Here is an 18,161-nt window from a genome sequence, read left to right on the forward strand (position 1 = left end):
AGAAATCTTATATTTAAAAGCATAAAAAAGATCTCTCACTACGTTCGAGATGACACCCATGTTTCGCCAGTATTTATTGAGAACTTATATTCAAATGTCTTAACGTGGTATTAATTGAGCAAATTATCTTATTTTAAGTGGTGCCGAGGGCCGGAATCGAACCGGCACGCCCTTTCGAGCAGGGGATTTTAAGTCCCCAGCGTCTACCAATTCCGCCACCCCGGCATGAGTAGTAAAACCGAATAGATACGGTTTTACTTGTTTTGGGTTTTAACCCAAAACGGCGGTGATGACCAAGGCGGCGCTTCTGGAGGGTAGCTGTTTTCGCCATCAAGTTCATCTGCAATTTTTTCAAGCTTCTTTTTATTCATTTGTACCGGTGGAACCTCTTGCTGCAGCTGTTGCGATTGCGGCATTTGCAATGGATGTGATTGCGGTATTTGCTGCGGTTGCACAACTGATGGTTGCACTGGAATTGGACGTGGCATATTTCGTGGTTCAACGCGATTATACATTATCGCATCGTGAATTAAATCTGCCACCCAATCACTCATTTTAAGTGAATGCTGTTTACAAAACATTTTGGCATTATTATGTGCTTGATCGGAAAGGTGAATCACCTTCGACATCTTTACTCACTCCTTCAAATCACGGCTTATTACATAAAATATGTCTATAACTCAAGACTGCGTACCGTATATCGAGCTTACCCTATAAAGCAAGAGTCGATGAGCTTATTAATCTAAAATAGCTTAATTAGACAAGCTAAATATAGAAATTATTTAATTATTTTACAAAGCTTATGCCAATTTTTTTTACATTCGTAAATGCCAATATCATCTGAAGGATATTCAGCTATCAATTGTGTAACTGTTCGTTGTATATCTGGAATTAGCAAATTTGGTGAAATTTCTGCTAAAGGGCGCAGCACAAATAATCGCTTTTTTAGCTCAGGATGCGGAATAATCAAATTTGGCAAACTTATGCATTGGTTACCATAGAGAAGAATATCAAGGTCAATAGTTCGTGATTCCCATTTATTACGACGCAACCTGCCAAGCACAGTTTCAATTGTCTGTAATTTCAATAATAAATCTTGAGGGTTTAAAGAAGTAACACCTATGCCGACCGCATTCCAATAATCCGGTAATGAAGCATTGATACCATCAACACCTATAGCTTGCGTACGATAGGCACTTGATAATAATTCTATGGCTATACCATGATACTCTAATTCTGAAATAGCATGGTGAAACGAAAGTAGCACATCACCTAAATTACCACCAAAGGCGATATATACGGATGTGTGAAAGGTGTTTGTTTGTACAGCCATTGATTTATATTGAATTGAAAGTTTTAAATTTAATTATGCAATACATCCCGCATAGTATATCGACCTGCTGGTTTTGCAGCTAACCATGAGGTAGCGACTAAAGCACCTCGCGCAAAAATATCAGCACTGTTGGCTCTATGAGTTAGTTCGATACGCTCGTTTTCTCCAAAAAAGAAAACCGTATGTTCACCAGCAACATCACCACCACGTAATGCTGCATAGCCAATCTCATCACTAGAACGGGACTCACCGATACCATGTCGACCATATACGGATTTTAATGTCCCACGCCCACGTTCGATGGCAGCTCCCAAAGCTAAGGCAGTACCACTTGGGGCATCTCGTTTATAACGGTGATGAATTTCACTAATCTCAACTTCAAAAGCATTGCCTAACGTATTCGCGGTACGTTCAACTAAATCTAATAATACATTAACACCAAGACTAAGATTAGCTGCCTTAAGTACAGCTATTTTATGGGCAGCTTGTTTTATCGCTGCAAGATCATGTGCATCAAGGCCAGTAGTAGCAATTAGATAGGCGGTATTATGTTCAGCACAAATTGGCGCTACTTGTGTAACAATTGATGGAACGGAAAAATCTATAAGAACATCAGCAGTTGATACCGCCTGATTTGGATCATCAGTAACTATTATATTATCAGGTTTACCCAAACGAGCTAACTCACTGTTGCGTTCCAGCAGCGCAGTTAAGCGAAGCTGTGGAAATTCAGAAATCAATCGTATTACACGACTACCCATACGTCCACCAGCACCTGCTAATGCCACATGCACTTTTGCAGTGCTTTTGTTTTTTATTGCCATAATAACTCCCTATAATGGTTATGATGATAATGTAAAAGCTCGATAAAGAGCAGCTTCAAGCTGTGCCACAGCGCGACCAATGGCGTCAGCTTTAATATCAAGAGCACAACGCATTCGTACACTGCGTTCTTGGCATGGGATTAATAATAATTCTTCTTTAAAGCATGCCTTTAGTAATTGATCACGCTCGCCTTTAGTTTTTAGATCAAAAGCTGCTAACAAACCACAGCTACGTACATTTGATAATCTTGTGGATTCTGTTGCTAAATTACTTAGTAACTTGTGTAAATACTTACCAATATTAATGGCATTATCGAGCAGATGCTCTTCTTGAATAATTTTTATTAATCGTTCGCAACGAACAACATCAATAGAATTTCCCATAAACATATTTGAAAAACATGCAGAAGATTTCATTGAGGCGACTATATTATCGAGACGAGCAGTTGCCGCAAAACCGCTTACTTGGGTTTTTTTGCTAAAAATCAATAAATCTGGCTTAACCTTATAGTGTTGCCATGCCCACCATTTACCAGTGATAGCAAAACCTGTTTGCTGCTCATCAAAAATTAACAAGCATTCGTTTTCGTCACAGAAATGACGTAACGCTAAGAAAAATTCTTTGCGAAAATAATTGTCGCCGCCTTCCCCCTGAATCGGCTCAATGATGATAGCAGCAATATCATCAGGATTTTCAACAAAACTTTTTTTAATAGCGGCTAATGCTACTTGCTCAAATGCAACAGTGGCAGAGCTAGTTTCGCTATTAAGTGAAAAGTGAATTTTTGGATTAATTACTTGCGGCCAAGATAACCGCGGAAAGGTGGCACATTGATGCAATTCATCGTTATCACTTAGCCATAAGGCGTATCCTGTTTTGCCATGAAATGCTTCTTTAAAAGACAATATTTGTGAGCCTTTGGCAGGTTTATTTGCTTCAAGATTTTTTTGTTGTTTCCAAGCAAATGCTGCCTTAAGCGCACTATCAACAGCAACGCTATCATTATTTACAAAAAAAACGTGGCTAAATTCGCCACCGAGAACGACTTTTGAAAAAATTTCAATGAAGCGAGAATATTCTTGAATATTGATATCGAAACTTAAGGGCTTATTTATGGCAATTTGGCCTAAGTTTTCAACAAACGCTGAATCAGATAATTTGGGATGTCCGTAGCTAAGCAATCGGGAAGACAAAAAGTTATAAAAATCAAGAAAGTCTCTGCCGCTTTGGATATCGTGAAGATAGACACCTTTACTTTTGTTAAGATCACAAACAATAGGCATTCCTTCAGCATGTAACCACCTATGCGCTGTTTCGTTAAAAAATGCTGAAGTGACAATTGCCATAATGATGAAATAGTAGTGCTTGCCTGTTGAGGCAAGCAAGATTCACAAACCAAAAAATTTTTGCTTATAAACTACACTCCTTCTTTATGTGGATCCCAGATATATTTATGCAACTGTAATTGCATTCGTACCGGTATCCGATCTGCCACAATCCACTCTGCCAATTGATTTGGTGTAAGATATCCGAACGCTGCACTCATTAATATTTGACAGCGATTAAATAGTTGGTAGTGGTTGATAGTATTTTTAGCCCAATCATAGTCTTCTTTGGTGGTAAGCACGAACTTTACCTCATCTTTAGGCTGTAATTTTGCTATATTGCTATAGAGATTATTTTTTTCTTCACCACTACCTGGCGTTTTAATATCGATAATTTTTATAGCTCGTGGATCAACATTTTGAACTTCAACAGTTCCATTGGTTTCTAACAACACCGTATGACCCTTATTACAAAGGGTTTTCGTTAATTCAAAAACAGCTGGTTGTAATAAAGGCTCACCACCAGTGATTTCAACCAAAGAAACACCGAACTGATCAATTTGTTCAATAATGTTTGGAAGTGATAGCTGTTCACCGTTAAAAAATGCATATTGGGTGTCGCAATAACTACAGCGTAAATTACATGCAGTGGTGCGTACAAAAACACATAGTTGTCCTGCATAAGATGATTCGCCTTGAATCGATAAAAAAATTTCATTGATTAATAGCGAATTGGCATTCAGATTAGCGATAGGACTCAATCGGCTAGTTTGTTTATCATTCATAGTTTTCAATTTCAGTTAAGATTATACTTTTGCTTGACATAAGCTAATGATTTACAGCTACCACTATTATGAAAAATTATTAATCTTTTGTGTGTCAACTGTATGTTGATGTCGAATTGTAGGATCTGGGTTTCACATTCCCTGGAGTTTCGCGACCACAATATCATTTTAAGCAAATGATTATATTTTGCTGCCTGTAGGATCGCTTTACTAATATACATATTAAAATTCATCAATAATTGTAACCAATGATTATAAAACAGCTTTATGTAAATCTATAAAGACCTTTTAAAGATCAGTAACGCTTAACAAAGGTTAAATTGGCGTCATTATTTCTGTCGGCACGGCTTATGCATAATAGTTCACTCTGGAGGTACAGCATGATTCGTAAGTCGCAAAGAGAAAATGATGAAACCAAATGGGAATCATCCGTGACGTCACCTGGGGATGAAAATTCTGCTGAAAAAAGTGTACAAAATTTGACCTTTAATGAAAAAGGTTTATCTCTTAAAGAGTCGGATTCGGGGGTTTCAATGAGTATTAAAGCTAGTGGATACCGGCTGCCTTGTCCCCCTCTTTCACGTAAATATATTTATCCCTTTCAACGTCAAAAATTCATGATGCGACAATATCTGCGACAAATTCGTATGCCAGGTCTTTTACATACCAATACAATGTTAGGAATGCAGTAGTTTATGCAAATTTGATTTTGGGAGGTAGTAACATGCAAGGTACTATTCGTAATCGCGATGTGCTGATACATAGCCTCACCATTCTTTGGCATTTTGGTTTTTTTGCTTACATGCGTTGTATGCGTTCTTTGCTAAAAAGCGTATTATATAAAGATCAATCAACATTTCTTGATGCTCTTTATGCCCATCCGCATGTTCATCCCCAACCGCACCCGAATCATAATTAAGATTCGTTGTTGGGTTTGTGAATGGTTATTTTACGTCACGCCGCCAACGTTTAAATAATCGTATAAGTGAAATTTTTTGCAGATGTGGTGAAATAAAATACCATCCTAAAGAAGCGCCAAACAGCATACTGGCAAAAAATAATCCAGCAATTGGTATGATTGGCCAACCTCCTATTTCAATTTTATAACGAGCTAAAATGAAAAAAGAGCCGGTAATTAAACCACAAGCAATAAAGCCACTAAAAGTAGCTAAACCTAGTGAGTTAATATTGCGGCCAATAGTTTCGAGTTCATTACTTTTTACTTGTATTTGTAATTTACCGCTTTCCAGGTCCATTAAAACTTGGGTGAGCGAAAGAGGTATATCACGCATCATTGAGCGCAGGCGCATAATATTTTTCATGGCACCTTCGCCAAAATTAGGCCATGAAAATTGCTCTTCAATAAGTTTGCGCAAATATGGCTTAGCGGTATCTAATACTTCTAAGGTTGGATCAAGTTGGCGAATAATACCCTCAACTGTTGCCCCTGCGCGTGCAATAATGGCGTACTCACTTGGTATATGTACATGAAAACGGGTGGCTAGTTGTAAGAGGTCAGACATTAAACGTGTTGCCTGAATATTTGCTACTGAATCTCGGTCTTTCAAATAACTAGAAAACAGTGCAGAGCAAGCCTCGCGTAGTCTAAAAAGTGAAACACGCTCGTCTGCTACCCCTAGCCGATAGAGTAAACGCGCTACTGTGTCAGCATCATGGGTGGCGATACCAACAACCAACACCATGAGTGTTTCACGCATTGAATATGTCAATTCACCAATAAGTCCGAAGTCTATAAGAGCAATGCGATCATCAGGTAAGACAAAAGCATTACCTGGATGTGGGTCGGCATGAAAAAATCCATCTATAAAAAGCTGCTCAAACGAACTTGAGACAATATTAGCAGCAATTTTCTTTTTATTATGATTAGGGCTAAGATCAGCTAACCGTTCACCTTTAATAAATTCCATGGTGAGTACAGAACGCGTGCATAAATCATCATAAAGTGCGGGCACAACATATGAGCGTTGCTTACTTGCAAGATTACGAGCAAAGCGGCGCATATTGCGGGCTTCGCGTTCAAAATCGAGTTCGGATAAAAAAGCGTTTTCAAGTTCTGTAACAATATCTTGTGGCGCTACTAGACCGCTTTCTTCAATAATTGCTTCAGCTAGCCGTGCTAAATAGCGCAGAAAATCGAGGTCACGTAGTATTTGTTCGCGGATTTTCGGGCGACGTATTTTAACGGCGACTTCTTCGCCTGAATGTAAAGTGGCTTTATGCACCTGACCGATAGAAGCGCTAGCTACAGGAATTGGATCAAATTCAGCAAATAATTCATTAATCGGTTTGCCTAATTCAGACTCAACCGTACATAGTGCTTCGTCTGAAGCAAGTGGCGGACAATCGTCTTGCAATCCACGTAGTGCTTCAGCGAAGCCAGGTGGCAGAATATCAGGGCGCGTCGAAAGAACCTGCCCAAACTTAATAAATGTTGGGCCAAGTTCTTCGAGAATTGAACGAAATCGCTGGGCTAAACCTGGTAGCTCTTCTTCGTTATCATTGCTTTGAGTTTGTGCGTCAGTTGCACTTGTCGAAGTGTTAACCCCATTAAGCTTTTTAGCGACTGAGCGTTTTTTTCGTCGTCCAGCAAAAAAATGGTCCAAACCGTGCCGAGCTACTACGGCGGTAATTTGTCGCAGTCTACGTAAATTGGCTAAGGATGGACCAAAAACCACGGGTCACACTCTGTTTGCGGCCTTGAAGCCTTAAGAACCGCTTTGTATGTGGGACTCTATATAATTTATAGCATCGGCAACCGTACGAATTTTTTCAGCTTCTTCATCTGGAATTTCGAAACCAAATTCGTCTTCCATTGCCATAACTAACTCAACAATATCTAGTGAATCGGCACCGAGATCATCGGTGAATGATTGAGTAAGCTCTACTCCATCGTCTTTCACCCCAAGTTGTCGAGTAATGATGGCCTTAACTTTTGTTTCGATTTCGGCCTTTGAAAGCATTGATCCTCCATTAAAGAGTACTCGCCGAGGTCGAGAATAAACCTCGTAAATAATGTGATACGCTATAGCAGAGTGCTGTCAATCTAGCAAAGTAGTCTTTTATATCTTTGCAAAGTATCAAAAAATATATTTATTTAGATAATATTATATAACAATTTCAATGAGATAACTGGTGCCAGACACCAATTGAGGGCAGCAATCGCTAGACGATTAATATGCTAGCGCGCTATGTCGGGTAGTTATGAATACACGTACAGAAGTAGATAGCATGGGTGAGATTGAAGTTGCGACGCAACGCTATTGGGGGGCGCAAACCGAACGTTCGCGGCGTAATTTTACTATAGGCGGTGAACAATTCCCCACTGCGGTTATTACAGCACTCGGTGTAGTTAAAAAAGCCTGTGCCCAAGCAAACCTTGAGTTAGGCGTTCTTAATGGGAAAATTGCGGATGCCATTATAAATGCCTGTTACGAAGTTATTGCGGGCAAACTTGACGATGAGTTTCCGTTAGTTGTTTGGCAAACTGGTAGTGGTACGCAGACCAACATGAATGCCAATGAGGTTATTGCCAATCGAGCCAATGAGCTTCTGGGCAGTACACGAGGTAGCAAAAAACCGGTGCACCCAAATGACCATGTAAATTTATCGCAATCTTCAAATGACGTTTTTCCTACGGTGATGCATGTGGCAACCGCCTGTGAAATCCACGAGCGTCTGCTACCGGCCCTTGATAAAGTAATTGCCATTATTACAAGTAAAGCCGAAGCTTTTGCAGATGTAATAAAAATTGGACGAACCCATTTGCAAGACGCCACTCCCATTACCTTAGGCCAAGAGTTTTCAGGATGGGCAAATCAATTGCAACTCGCACGGCGAGCGTTGTTGGCGACTACGCCTTTTCTTTATGAATTAGCTCAAGGTGGTACTGCTGTTGGAACTGGTATTAATACACCTAAAGGTTTTGCTACGCTTGTTGCTCAAAAAATTGCTAAGCTTGTTGGCCTGCCTTTTATTACTGCCCCAAACAAATTTGCCGCACTTGCTGGGCATGAAGCTATGGTAATGGTGAGCGCTGCGTTAAAAACACTTGCAGTAGCTGCAACAAAAATCGCTAATGATGTCCGTTGGCTTTCTAGTGGGCCGCGTGCTGGTATTGGGGAAATAGCTATTCCAGAAAACGAACCCGGCAGTTCAATAATGCCTGGCAAAGTAAACCCTACTCAGGCTGAAGCTATGCTGATGGTGGCCATGCAAGTAATGGGCAATGATGCCACCGTTGCAATTGGTGCTGCTAGCGGCAATTTTGAACTTAACGTAGCTAAGCCAGTAATCTTAGTAAATGTACTACGCTCAATACGCTTGCTCGCTGATGCCTTATTATCTTTTGAAGAGCATTGTTTATGTGGCATCGAGCCAAGACGTGATCGTATCAACATGCATTTAGAGCAATCGCTAATGTTGGTAACTGCCTTAAGCCCTCACGTAGGTTATGATAGTGCTGCTAAGATTGCTAAATATGCACATGAATACGGCATAACTTTGCGTGAAGCGGCAATAAAGCTTGGCATTGTTGATGGCGAGACTTTTGATAAAGTGATGCGACCAGAAAAGATGATTGGTTGCAAAGAATAATTGGTTTTATTGCGGTACGATGAGCATAAATCAAGATATTAGTATCTAGAGCTATCACTTGCGTCCTTCTATAATATCATACAGCAAATCACCGATTATTTAAGGTGTCAAATACTAAACTAAGAGAATTTTAAATTTAAGGAACGATATCCCATGGGCGTTCCCATAAATGCATAGTTCTATGCCGTTGCAGTAGCAGAAAATCTTGTCGTTGCAGCTCTAGTAAGATTCGCACTTTTTCGCGTAAAGGCAGATTAGCTTGTTTAACATGCCAGTTTTTCTTGGCGCAGAATATTGATTCTGCTTCATATTTTGGTTTTTGCTCACTCATGATTAATAAACTCTAGGTATCTTCTCCAAGGAGCTTCAAGATTATATTTTAAAAGAATTTCATTTAAATGCTCATAGTCAACTACTTTAGCTTCAAGCAAATAGGCTATTCGCTCACGTCTTTTTGCTCCACCTGCATCCAATGCTAAGGCTATGAGGTGCTCTGGAGCAATTACCCTTACAGGCACTCCCTCATAATCCAAATCGCGCGCCTGATGTATTGCTTCTTCAGCAATAAGATTGTGAGCAGGCAAAAATTGTACTGGCACTCCATGGATGATTATATGTTCTGCATCAAAAGCATAGTTGTTACTCTGTGCCCATTCATAAATTGAAGTTATGGAGATTAATTGGCCAATGGTTTTTTGCGACTGCAGTATAAAAACATCAAGATCATAAGTTCGTGTTGGTTCTGCATAAAAAAGTACAGCCATAGCACCGCCAATTGCATAATCTGTAATGATATTAGCTTGTTTTGCAGAATTAATTACAGCAAACACGTCACCAAGAGAGGCCAAATCAGTGCTCCTTGTAAAAACCATATTTAACTTAACAATGAATCGATTATTAATATTATCTAATTATATAAAAAATATATAATTATTCTACAATCATTAATTAAAGTGTAAGCATTACCTTAAGCCACCATGGACACGATAGCGCCGATAAAGCAAAGCACTAACAGGTGTGAGCACTAAACAAAAAATGTTTATGCCCCAAGCGCCCATAGCGGGAGACAAGCGATGCGACAAAGCTAATAATCTAAAGATGTAAGTAACTGATAATAATAAGGCGATTGCAACTACACCAAAACCAAGATTAGCCGCCAATGAACGACGGCGATTAGGATTTAACGCCCAAGGTATGGCTAAAATAAACATAGCTAAAGTAGATAAAGGGTAGGCTATACGATTATGCCACTCGATTAAAAAGGGAGCAGTATCAAAACCAGCGCGTGAACGACGATCAGCAAAATTGGCGATTTCTTTACTAGACATTACCGATGGGTCGCCCATGACTTCTAGTAAATCTGACAAAGTTACTGCTAATGGTAATTGTAAACGTTGGTGTAAAGTAACTACAGCATCTTTTATGCGATGCTGACGTGCATTGATTAGCCACCATTTATTTGAATCATAAATGAGTTGTTCAGCATCGGTAATTTCTACTACTAAGCCGTCTTGCATTCTATAGGCGACCACGTCAGTTAGGCTATATGAATTAGGGTTAAAGCTTGGTAGATATAAAAGCAAATCGCCATTGCGATACCATTGTGTATGGCGATCATAATAACGTCCGAGACCCTGCGTCTCTGAAAAATTTTCTCCGCGACGTAAATAATCTAAACTAATTTTGGCATATGGTACTAAACGTTCACCAACAAAACCACTGACACCCATGACGATTACAATGACCACCGTAAAAGCAGCAATGGCTCGCCATATAGTTATACCTGCTGCTTCCATAGCGAGTATTTCGCCACTGCGCGCAAGCAGGGTGCCTGCAACCATAGCAGCTAAAAAACAAGCTACCGGAAAGATAATGTAACTAAATTGGATTGCACTAAAAAAAGCCAAGCGTAATGCTACCGAAGCACCATGTTCAGCGTTTGATAGAAAATTTGCATTTTCAACAAATGTTGTCGTTACCACAATGATAACTAAGCCAGCTTGCATTAAAAAAACAATGCCGACGAAATAGCGCGCAAAATACGATAGCAGCTTCATACTGCCCTCCGTTTAAAGCGCACTAACATAATTATCAATGCAATGGCTCCAATAATATTAGGTATCCACGCAGCAAAAAATGGATCAAGATGTCCTGCGCGCGCTGAAAGTTCGGCGGCTCTGCCTATGTAGTAATAACTACCAATTATACCGGCACTATAGAGAAATCCACGGGCTCGAGCACCGCCACCAGTGCGAGCTGCAAGTGTTACAGCCAATAATGAAAAAATAATAGTTGCCAGAGGCAAAGCAACTTTGCGATTAAAAATAATCAGAAAAAGAGCACGCTTGCCCGGTTTAAACGAATGGTCATGCGCATCTACCCATAACGAGGTGATGTCTTTTTCTTGTACGGCCTGCAGGGTACGCGCTTTATTGGTAACCATCTGGCCGACGTCTAAGCGGTAATGACTACGTGCAAATTTGATTACGCGATATTTATTGGATTCTTTATCTTCAACAATAACCACACCATCATCAAGAGCAAATACTAGATCACGAGCGTGATCACCGCTTAATATTTTGCCGTGGCGCGCTGAAATGACGATAGGGTGAGCAGCTTCGCGTCGATCAATGAAAATTACTTCATCGAGATCATCGTTGTTTTTATTTTTAGTAAGAAATGTGACACCTGGTATCCACTGCTGAAATTCACCGTGACGTACTCCTTGGGCAAGTGCACGTTGGGCGCTACGTGACATTAAATCACGCAAGCCTCTAATGCCCCAGGGTTCACCTTTAATCATGAAAAAACTTGCACAAATGGCAAAAATTATTCCGAGCCAAATTGGAACGCGCAGCAATCTATAAGGACTAATACCGCTGGCGGACATTGCGATAATCTCGCGATCTGAAGCCATACGACCGATAGCTAATAAAGTGGCAAAAAGACACCCTGCTGGCAGTAATAACCCCATTAATGGAGGTATTGAAAAAAGAAGAGCCTGTAATATTTCAGAGCCACTGACGCCTAAACCAGTAACGGAATCAGAAATTTGCAAGACTTGCCCAAAGGCAACCACGACAAAAAACAAACCAATGCCAATCGCCAAGGGCAAAACAATTTCACGTAAAAGATAGCGGTCTATTATCTGCAATTTGTAAATTTAAAATAGGGTTTTTTTAAAACCTACACTTTTTTGTATTTCGTATCTTATTAATCAGCAATTTGCTAGTCTCATCAAGATTAGAAGTAGATATTGGGAAAGAGTAAATTGTATTAGCTAGCTGTTGAATACTTGGGATTTATATGCATTTTCTGTTAGGTTTCTAAGCATATGCCAACACCACACGTTCTTGTTGTTGATGATGAAGTAGGTATTTGCGATTCATTAGCGCGTATTTATGAGCGCGAGGGCTATTTTGTATCAACTACTGATAGTGGTGAACAAGCTATTGAAATATTGCGCAAAGAAAAAGTCGATATTGTGTTAGCCGATATTATGATGCCCAAAATGAGTGGCATTGAATTATTACGCGCTATTAAAGCACTATCACCATCGATCGAAGTAATAATGATGACGGCTTTTGGTACGGTTGAGAATGCAGTTGAGTGCATGCGCGAAGGTGCTTATGATTTTATTACTAAACCATTAAAGCGTGCTATTGTGGTGCGTTCGGTGCAACGAGCTTTAGAACGAAGCGCATTGCTATTTGAAAACCGTGTCTTGCGTGAAGCGATAAGCTCGTCAGTAAGAGGCGAGATTATTGGGCAATCTGAAACCATGCGCCGCATGCTTGAATTAGTTGCTCAAGCAGCCCCTTCGCAAGCAACTATTTTGCTTACCGGCGAAAGTGGTACTGGCAAAGAGCTCTTAGCTCGCCACATTCATAACTTATCAGAACGCGTCGATGGTCCATTTGTTGCGGTAAATTGTGCCGCTTTGCCAGAAAGTTTACTTGAAAGTGAATTGTATGGACATGAGCGTGGTGCTTTTACCGGTGCTATAGAGAAACGCGAAGGTCGCTTTGAGCGTGCTAATACCGGTACATTATTTCTTGATGAAATTGGCGAAATGTCACCAAGTGCGCAAGTGCGGCTGCTGCGCGTGTTGCAAGAAGGTGAGCTTGAGCGCGTAGGTGGGCAGAATGTAATATCGGTTAATGTTAGAGTGGTTGCAGCAACCAATCGCTCGCTTGAAGATGATGTTGAAAGGGGTCGTTTTCGTGAGGACCTTTACTATCGATTAAATGTAATTCGTGTACAAGTACCGCCATTGCGTTTACGCCACGGTGATGTGAGTTTGCTGGCGCAACATTTTCTGCAAATGTTTGCCGCCAAAAATAAAAAAGAAATGCGTGGATTTTCTGATGCTGCTTTAAAAACGCTTGATGCCTATCAATGGCCTGGAAATGTGCGCGAATTAGAAAATACTATCGAACGTGCGGTGGTGTTATGCCGCAGTGAAGTAATCGGTATTGAAGATTTGCCAGAAACAATTGCAAAAACTCAAAATGAAACTAATCCGTCTGCTAATGGTGTTTTTATTCCCTTTGGTACTTCTCTTGAAGAAGTTGAAAGACGACTGATACAAGAAACCTTAAACCGCACGGGCGGCGATAAAAAAACTGCGGCGCATTTGTTGGGGATCACGGCGAGAACAATTTATCGTAAATTAGATGAAAATAGTTAAGAGTGGGTTTTGCAGGAGATGGTAATTTAGTTACCAACTGTAGGATTTTTATAAAAAAGACTTGCATGAAATAATGCAGTGAAAACACCAATTATAAAAGTTGTTAAACCTATAGCAAATCCGAGTGGGTGCAATTTAAAAACAAACCAAAGCACTGTAATTATCCCCAGCGCTAAAACCATTTTAAAGGCAAGTAAAAAAGTATAAATAATTTTGCGTTTGCCAATTGTAGTTAATGTTTTTTGTAATAAAAATCGCCAAATCCAAAAGTTAACCCAAGCAAAAGCCCCACCAACGATAAAACTTAAGTAATATGGTTTTAAGAGCCACAAAAATAATAGCCCACCTATGACAACGGCAAGCATTTGATAGCGACTAGCTAAACGTAGAAGATTTAAGTTATTCATAAGTGAAGTTACTTAGCGCTGCGGGAGTATAGTGGCAAGGTTGGGCTTTATTGTTAAAATGCAAGATCCTTAAAATTTTCTAACTCTTCGCAAGCGGCTGTTATTAGTGGTGGTAAGACTGGGCTTTCATTATTTAATTGCCATGGGTTTGCTAATGCATTAGCCATAAAAGTAAATGCTGATCATTCATATCTCTATTGACAGCGGTGATAAATAGATTCTAATAAGAAACACTTCTTGATTTGAGCAGAACGGCAAAAACCGAATCTGCGGCTACGGGCTTACCGGCTACGTGGCATATTGAGAAGAAGGAAGGATGACCAATGTCCGACTTGATGTCCGATTGTTCGAAGAATGCTAAATTGCACAAAGATGAAAATGCAACTCTTAACAGAGAGCCTTTTCATACGCCTCGAGTTACTCGCCCGCCTTTAGCGGACTCAAAGCGAAAGAAAATATCTGCAAGAGTTATAGCTCCCCCATCAGAACCGCCCGCTGCATGCCTTATAGGTCCACGAAGATCATACAAGTCTCAGGGGGCGTGGCTTGGAGGCGAAATTTTAACTGAAGCGCTTTTACGTGAAGGCGTCGAGACTATTTTTGGTATTCCTGGCGGTGTGCTTCTATCGCTTTTCGATAGTTTTTACGAGGCGCCGATTGACATTATTTTAGTCCGGCATGAACAAGGCGCAGGGCATATGGCTGAGGGCTATGCGCGCGCCACGGGACGGGTTGGCGTGGCCATCGGGACCTCCGGACCTGGCGCGACAAATCTGGTGACGGCAATTACCGACGCCTGGATGGATTCGGTGCCGGTAGTCTTTTTAACGGGACAGGTATCGTCGAATCTCATTGGTGCCGACGCCTTTCAAGAAGCGGACATAACCGGCATCACGCGCCCGATTACCAAGCATAATTACCTTGTGAAAAAAGTTGATGATCTACCGCGCGTGATTAAAGAGGCGTTTTATCTAGCGGGCTCAGGCAGGCGAGGTCCGGTGTTGATTGACCTTCCCAAGGACATGCTAATGTCCTCTCGCGATAATGTCGTGTGGCCTGATGCAGTTCGAATGCGTGGTTATCAACCTACGATCGATGGCCATGCCGGACAAATCAAACGTGCTGCGGAGCTTATCGCAGCATGTGAGCGTCCGCTTTTATATGTGGGTGGCGGTGCGATCGCCTCGCGTGCTACCGCGCAACTCATCGCCCTTTCGGAGAAGGCCAAGATCCCCGTAACGCTGACATCTATGGGACTGGGCGTTTTTCCCGCCGACCATCCCCATTACATTTCGATGCTCGGCATGCATGGCTCCTTTGCCGCGAACATGGCTGTTTCGCAGTGCGACTTGCTTTTAGCAATAGGCGCACGTTTTGATGACCGTGTTACCGGGCGACTTGATCGATTTGCTTCCCAGGCTAAGAAGGTGCATATTGACATCGATCCCACGAGTGTCGGTAAAAACGTCAAGGTCGATGTTCCAATCGTCGGCGATGCAGCTACTGTGCTACAGGCTCTTTTACCCAAGGTGATGCCAGTGGCGCAGCGCAAGCAATGGCTCACACAAATCGCGGCTTGGAAAGAGGAGCATCCATACACTTACTCGCGGCGCGAGGCAGAAATCGTGCCGCAGCAGGTTCTAGAAACCATAGCCAAGGTCACGTGCGGCGAGTGCGTTTATACAACTGATGTGGGGCAGCATCAAATGTGGGCTTGCCAATGGATCCCGGTAAATCATCCGCATCGTTTCATTTCTTCTTGCGGCCTTGGGACAATGGGCTTTGGCTTTCCGGCTGCTATCGGAGCGGCTTTTGGAGCGCGCTCACAGGGAGGGCTGCCAGTCGTGTGCATAACCAGCGACGGTTCGTTTCAGATGTGTCTGCAAGAGTTGGCAGTCTCCGTCGGTCATAGGCTGCCAGTGAAAATCCTACTTTTGAATAACGGCTGCTTAGGCATGATCCGCCAATGGCAGCATATGTTTTTCAAGGAACGGTATTCCTGTTCTGATTTGGATCTGCAGCCTGACTTTGTCTCCCTGGCCGAGGCATACGGTGCCTCTGCGGCGCGTGTGGCTGACCCTAAGGAGTTACAGCAGGCGCTCGAATGGCTGATGGCCACGCCGGGGACGGCGCTTCTCGATGTTGTAACGGCGCGCGAGGAGAATGTATATCCCATGGTCCCAGCGGGAGGTGCAAGCGATGAGATGATTCTCGATCCCCAGGAGGCTGTGGCCATCGCACAGCGTCTCGGATTCGAAAGCTTCGAGGCGGATTAACCATGAGCTGCATAAACCGTCATATCATCAGTGCCCTGGTGGAGAATCAACACGGCGTTCTTGCTAAGGTTGCCGGCCTTTTTGCCGCCCGGGGTTTTAATATCGAGTCACTGACCGTCGGACCGACTGAAGACACTACAATCTCGCGAATGACTATCGGACTGCTAGCTGACGACGACACGCTGGAACAGGTAATCAAGCAACTGCGTCGGGTCCCTACCACGGTTAAAGTTCAGGATTTCTTTGACACACCGACGATTCAAAGGGAATTGGTGCTAATTCGTGTCCAGGCGGCTGAAAGTGCGCGTCGTCTTGAAGTAATGGAGATTGTTAATGTCTTTAATGGCAAGGTCGTCGATCTTACGCCGAAAGATCTTAGCGCAGAGTTCACGGGTTCAGAACAAAAAATTCAGGCCCTAATTGAATGTCTGCGACCTTTTGGGATCAAGGAACTGGCGCGTTCAGGTAAAGTAGCGCTGGCCCGTAGTCCTATCGCCCTTCGCTAATTGATCTTATGTTTTCAAATCGACCGCGAAGGAACAGAGCGTCGAGTTCTTTGATGAAGTCCTCAGCAGAATCAGGCGCCAATGGCTCAACGCGCATGCATGTAATTATTATTTTTCAATACCTGCGAGCTTCAATTTATCGTTGAGCAACCATGGATTTGCTAAGGCATTGGCCACAAAATTAAGGGCGGCGGCGCAAGCGTCGTATAGTTCGTAATCGCGAGCCAAATAAGCAGTAATGGCAGCCGAAAGCATGCAACCAGTGCCGTGGGTGTTTACATTTAGTATACGATAGCGGGTCCAGCTTGCGGTAATATCATTAGCGGCGAGTATATCAACAGGGTTACCATTAAGATGACCGCCTTTAAGTAGGACTGCACAATTTAATATTTCGCTAAGTTTTAGTGCAGCTTGTTGCATATCTGGCTGTTCAATTTTAGTTACCCCTAACAATACGCTAGCTTCATCAAGATTGGGGGTAACTAAAGTTGCTTGTGGGATTAAGGCCTCGCGATAAGCACGAATAGCGTCATTATTTGCAAGAGCAGCGCCACTGGTTGAAATCATTACCGGGTCGATAACCCAGTAAGGTATGTTACTAATGCGATTTATAGCGGCGACTAATTCAACTACTGGGGCTGACCAGAGCATGCCGGTTTTTGCGGCGCGTACGTTAAAACCTTTAATGACCGTTTCGATTTGGGCGCGAATACTAGCAATGCTAACCGGATAAATATCATCCACAGTATCAAGATTTTGCGCCGTAATCGCAGTTATCGCAGTAGTGGCAAAAGTGCCAAGCTGCGAAAACACACGCAGGTCAGCTTGTATGCCAGCGCCGCCCCCAGAGTCAGAACCAGCAATAGATAATACCACGGGTCGGATTGATTGTGTGCTATTCACGTTGGGCTAACGCCAAGGTTCCTGGCTCGTTGATATAGCGTTTAACCAGAGCTGAAGTATCAAGAAAGTGAGCTTCAGTCACTTGTCATCTCGCATACTACTAACTAAGCTTGAGGCTTGTACATCAGATCTGTTTAATTTTACCGGCGTTACCGAGGTTAGGCTGCGTGTTGGCTTAGCTGTAACCAACCCCTCCTCAATCATTTTGGCGATACGGTTTTGTAGATCGCCCTCATTTGCGATTGGAACAAGTTGCGCTACAGGACACCCTCTATCGAGCACCACTACTGGTATACCACGGCGCACCTGCTTGAGAAAGTAACTCAAGTGATTTCTGAGTTCGGCAGTTCCAGCTTTCATATGTACATAATAGCCATATTGCCATATGTCGTCAATGCGCCCCATAATTATGTGTTACTGATACGGTATATGTCCGCAGTATAAGCACGGGTAAATGTCCGCGATCAACATGGGCAAGGTGTAGTAGTTTGTCATGG

At 42.2% G+C, this 18,161-nt stretch carries 20 protein-coding genes and 1 tRNA gene; 6 read left to right on the forward strand and 15 right to left on the reverse strand.

The window, feature by feature from the left end:
- Positions 1 to 138: 138 nt before the first annotated feature.
- From JW841_10110 to JW841_10135, 6 genes are all read right to left on the reverse strand, one after another.
- A tRNA-Leu gene (locus JW841_10110) sits at positions 139 to 225 on the reverse strand.
- Between the two features lie 29 nt (positions 226 to 254).
- On the reverse strand, positions 255 to 554 hold the full coding sequence (locus tag JW841_10115; GenBank protein ID MBN1961290.1) for a hypothetical protein: 300 nt from the start codon (positions 552 to 554) through the stop codon (positions 255 to 257).
- Positions 555 to 778: 224 nt separating this feature from the next.
- The gene (folK, locus tag JW841_10120) at positions 779 to 1,333 is read right to left on the reverse strand and encodes a 2-amino-4-hydroxy-6-hydroxymethyldihydropteridine diphosphokinase (GenBank protein MBN1961291.1); all 555 of its coding nucleotides are present in this window, start codon (positions 1,331 to 1,333) and stop codon (positions 779 to 781) included.
- Between the two features lie 29 nt (positions 1,334 to 1,362).
- On the reverse strand, positions 1,363 to 2,157 hold the full coding sequence (locus JW841_10125) for a 4-hydroxy-tetrahydrodipicolinate reductase (GenBank protein ID MBN1961292.1): 795 nt from the start codon (positions 2,155 to 2,157) through the stop codon (positions 1,363 to 1,365).
- Positions 2,158 to 2,175: 18 nt separating this feature from the next.
- Positions 2,176 to 3,504 (reverse strand): L-lysine 6-transaminase, encoded by a 1,329-nt coding sequence (locus tag JW841_10130; protein ID MBN1961293.1) that lies wholly within the window; start codon positions 3,502 to 3,504, stop codon positions 2,176 to 2,178.
- Between the two features lie 71 nt (positions 3,505 to 3,575).
- Positions 3,576 to 4,268 (reverse strand): radical SAM protein, encoded by a 693-nt coding sequence (locus tag JW841_10135; GenBank protein ID MBN1961294.1) that lies wholly within the window; start codon positions 4,266 to 4,268, stop codon positions 3,576 to 3,578.
- Between the two features lie 380 nt (positions 4,269 to 4,648).
- Here JW841_10135 and JW841_10140 point away from each other — a divergent pair, with 380 nt between their 5' ends.
- Together JW841_10140 and JW841_10145 are read left to right on the forward strand one after the other, a co-directional pair.
- Entirely contained in the window at positions 4,649 to 4,960 is a 312-nt protein-coding gene (locus JW841_10140) for a hypothetical protein (protein ID MBN1961295.1), read from the forward strand.
- A gap of 32 nt (positions 4,961 to 4,992) precedes the next feature.
- Positions 4,993 to 5,187: a hypothetical protein gene (locus JW841_10145; protein ID MBN1961296.1), complete on the forward strand. Its 195-nt coding sequence runs from the start codon at positions 4,993 to 4,995 to the stop codon at positions 5,185 to 5,187.
- 25 nt (positions 5,188 to 5,212) lie between these two features.
- On the opposite strand, the gene JW841_10150 is transcribed toward JW841_10145, so the two are convergent.
- Both JW841_10150 and acpP read right to left on the reverse strand, forming a co-directional pair.
- The gene (locus tag JW841_10150) at positions 5,213 to 6,964 is read right to left on the reverse strand and encodes an AarF/ABC1/UbiB kinase family protein (GenBank protein MBN1961297.1); all 1,752 of its coding nucleotides are present in this window, start codon (positions 6,962 to 6,964) and stop codon (positions 5,213 to 5,215) included.
- Positions 6,965 to 6,994: 30 nt separating this feature from the next.
- Positions 6,995 to 7,249, reverse strand: a complete 255-nt coding sequence (gene acpP / locus JW841_10155) for an acyl carrier protein (protein MBN1961298.1) — start codon at positions 7,247 to 7,249, stop codon at positions 6,995 to 6,997.
- Between the two features lie 241 nt (positions 7,250 to 7,490).
- Here acpP and fumC point away from each other — a divergent pair, with 241 nt between their 5' ends.
- On the forward strand, positions 7,491 to 8,882 hold the full coding sequence (gene fumC / locus JW841_10160) for a class II fumarate hydratase (protein MBN1961299.1): 1,392 nt from the start codon (positions 7,491 to 7,493) through the stop codon (positions 8,880 to 8,882).
- A 136-nt stretch (positions 8,883 to 9,018) separates the two neighbouring features.
- Here fumC and JW841_10165 read toward each other — a convergent pair whose 3' ends face one another.
- From JW841_10165 to JW841_10180, 4 genes are all read right to left on the reverse strand, one after another.
- Positions 9,019 to 9,213 (reverse strand): hypothetical protein, encoded by a 195-nt coding sequence (locus JW841_10165; protein ID MBN1961300.1) that lies wholly within the window; start codon positions 9,211 to 9,213, stop codon positions 9,019 to 9,021.
- A complete protein-coding gene (locus tag JW841_10170; GenBank protein ID MBN1961301.1) occupies positions 9,206 to 9,730 on the reverse strand; it encodes a nucleotidyltransferase in 525 nt (174 codons plus the stop codon). The genes JW841_10165 and JW841_10170 overlap by 8 nt, the downstream gene beginning before the upstream one ends.
- Before the next feature lie 114 nt (positions 9,731 to 9,844).
- Positions 9,845 to 10,939 carry an LptF/LptG family permease gene (locus JW841_10175; protein ID MBN1961302.1) on the reverse strand — a complete coding sequence of 365 codons (1,095 nt, stop codon included), beginning with the start codon at positions 10,937 to 10,939 and terminating at the stop codon, positions 9,845 to 9,847.
- The gene (locus JW841_10180) at positions 10,936 to 12,036 is read right to left on the reverse strand and encodes an LptF/LptG family permease (GenBank protein ID MBN1961303.1); all 1,101 of its coding nucleotides are present in this window, start codon (positions 12,034 to 12,036) and stop codon (positions 10,936 to 10,938) included. Before JW841_10180 ends, JW841_10175 begins: the two co-directional genes overlap by 4 nt.
- Before the next feature lie 180 nt (positions 12,037 to 12,216).
- On the opposite strand from JW841_10180, the gene JW841_10185 reads away from it, so the two are divergent.
- Positions 12,217 to 13,572, forward strand: coding sequence for a sigma-54-dependent Fis family transcriptional regulator (locus JW841_10185; GenBank protein MBN1961304.1), 1,356 nt, complete (start codon positions 12,217 to 12,219; stop codon positions 13,570 to 13,572).
- A 26-nt stretch (positions 13,573 to 13,598) separates the two neighbouring features.
- On the opposite strand, the gene JW841_10190 is transcribed toward JW841_10185, so the two are convergent.
- Positions 13,599 to 13,979 carry an ATP synthase subunit I gene (locus tag JW841_10190; protein MBN1961305.1) on the reverse strand — a complete coding sequence of 127 codons (381 nt, stop codon included), beginning with the start codon at positions 13,977 to 13,979 and terminating at the stop codon, positions 13,599 to 13,601.
- A 335-nt stretch (positions 13,980 to 14,314) separates the two neighbouring features.
- On the opposite strand from JW841_10190, the gene ilvB reads away from it, so the two are divergent.
- The gene (gene ilvB / locus JW841_10195) at positions 14,315 to 16,255 is read left to right on the forward strand and encodes a biosynthetic-type acetolactate synthase large subunit (protein MBN1961306.1); all 1,941 of its coding nucleotides are present in this window, start codon (positions 14,315 to 14,317) and stop codon (positions 16,253 to 16,255) included.
- Positions 16,256 to 16,257: 2 nt separating this feature from the next.
- Positions 16,258 to 16,761, forward strand: coding sequence for an acetolactate synthase small subunit (gene ilvN, locus JW841_10200; GenBank protein ID MBN1961307.1), 504 nt, complete (start codon positions 16,258 to 16,260; stop codon positions 16,759 to 16,761).
- Between the two features lie 108 nt (positions 16,762 to 16,869).
- On the opposite strand, the gene thiD is transcribed toward ilvN, so the two are convergent.
- Both thiD and JW841_10210 read right to left on the reverse strand, forming a co-directional pair.
- A complete protein-coding gene (thiD, locus tag JW841_10205; protein ID MBN1961308.1) occupies positions 16,870 to 17,664 on the reverse strand; it encodes a bifunctional hydroxymethylpyrimidine kinase/phosphomethylpyrimidine kinase in 795 nt (264 codons plus the stop codon).
- Positions 17,665 to 17,742: 78 nt separating this feature from the next.
- Positions 17,743 to 18,024, reverse strand: a complete 282-nt coding sequence (locus JW841_10210; protein MBN1961309.1) for a type II toxin-antitoxin system prevent-host-death family antitoxin — start codon at positions 18,022 to 18,024, stop codon at positions 17,743 to 17,745.
- Positions 18,025 to 18,161: the final 137 nt, after the last annotated feature.

This window comes from Deltaproteobacteria bacterium (assembly GCA_016931625.1).
Classification (GTDB): Bacteria; Myxococcota; XYA12-FULL-58-9; order XYA12-FULL-58-9; family JAFGEK01; genus JAFGEK01.